The organism is Emticicia sp. (assembly GCF_049241225.1).
Lineage (GTDB): Bacteria > Bacteroidota > Bacteroidia > Cytophagales > Spirosomataceae > Emticicia.
Window position 1 is genome coordinate 22,878 of sequence record NZ_JBMLRC010000297.1, and the last position, 1,620, is coordinate 24,497.

Annotated in this window: 1 protein-coding gene; it reads left to right on the forward strand. The window is 40.7% G+C overall.

All coding sequences use genetic code 11. The features are described 5' to 3' along the window. The first annotated feature begins 95 nt into the window (after positions 1-95). Positions 96-1,541: an APC family permease gene (locus tag ACOVO2_RS16045; protein ID WP_421770953.1), complete on the forward strand. Its 1,446-nt coding sequence runs from the start codon at positions 96-98 to the stop codon at positions 1,539-1,541. Positions 1,542-1,620: the final 79 nt, after the last annotated feature.

A 1,620-nucleotide genomic window follows, 5' to 3' on the forward strand; every position in this document is an offset into this window, starting at 1 on the left:
TTGGTCATATATTTTGCCTATGGCTATAAACATAGCAAATTGGCAAAGAAGTAAAACGAATATTTCCATTAACAAACCCTAACCTTCTTACTATTTTGGCAAATTTTAAAAAAGAAATCAAGCTATACGATGCCGTGATGCTCGTATCTGGTTCGATGATTGGCTCTGGTATTTTTATTGTCAGTGCCGATGTGGCTCGTCAAGTTGGCTCAACTGGCTGGCTTTTGGCATCTTGGCTTTTGGCAGGTGTACTGACTATGCTCGGAGCATTATGCTACGGCGAACTCACCGCCATGTTTCCACAGGCGGGCGGACAATACGTATTTCTACAAAAAGCCTACGGAAAACTCACTGGATTTCTTTATGGCTGGTCGTTTTTTGCGGTAATTCAGACAGGAACTATTGCGGCCGTTGCGGTGGCTTTTGCTAAATATTCTGGTGTACTTTTTCCTGAAATTATCAGTGATAAACACGAGATTTTTGCCCTTGGCGATACTTCATTTAAACTTACTTCTCAGCGTTTACTGGCTATTTTGAGTATCGTTGTGCTTACTTATGCCAATACTCGTGGCGTGAAAGAAGGCAAAATCATACAGAATATATTCAGCACAACCAAACTTGGAGCTATTGCGATGCTCATTATTTTGGGTTTTATACTCGGAGCAAATGGCGATGTAATTGCCCAAAACTTTTCAAATATTTTTGATGCGTCAAGCACTGCCAAAGTTGATGGCGAATGGATTGTAACTGGCATTACAGGCTTTGGTATTATCTTAGCAATTGGCGTAACACAAGTAGGAACATTGTTTTCGAGCGATGCTTGGAATGGACTTACCTTTGCGGGCGATGAAGTGGTAAATGCCGAAAAAACAATTCCAAGAGGTTTGATGATTGGAACAATCTTAGTTACGGCTTTATACTTATTGATGAATTTTGCGTATCTCTGCATTTTGCCTCTGAAAGGCGACCCAAATGGTGCTGACGTAATGAGTCGAGGCATTCAGTTTGCTTCGGAAGACAGAGTTGCAGCAGCAGCCGCACAAGTGATTGGTGGACAAGGCTTCTCAGTAATCGTTGCGATTTTGATTATGATTTCGACATTTGGTTGTAATAATGGCTTGATTTTGTCGGGTTCGCGGGTTTATTATACGATGGCCAAAGATGGTTTGTTCTTCAAGAATTTTGGCAAATTGAGCGAAGCGGGCGTTCCACAAAATGCCCTTTGGTGGCAATGTGCTTGGGCATCTTTCCTTTGTCTAACAGGAAAATACGGCGATTTACTTGATTATCTGATGGGTGTTGTGATTATGTTCTATGCTTTCACCATTTACGGAATCTTTATTTTACGCCGAAAAATGCCTGATGCTGAGCGTCCAATCAAAGCACCTGGTTATCCGATTTTGCCGATGCTTTATGTAATTGTAGCTTCAATTATCGTTTTGATTTTAGTAAAAGAAAAACCTCAGTTTACATACCCTGGCCTTGGAATTGTGGCTCTCGGAATTCCTGTTTATTATTGGTTTAATAGTAAGAAAGAATAAGCTTTTTAATAATGGAACCGCAGCGGCGGACCGCACAGATTGAGCAGATTTTTATGATTACCGCAGATTATCATAATCT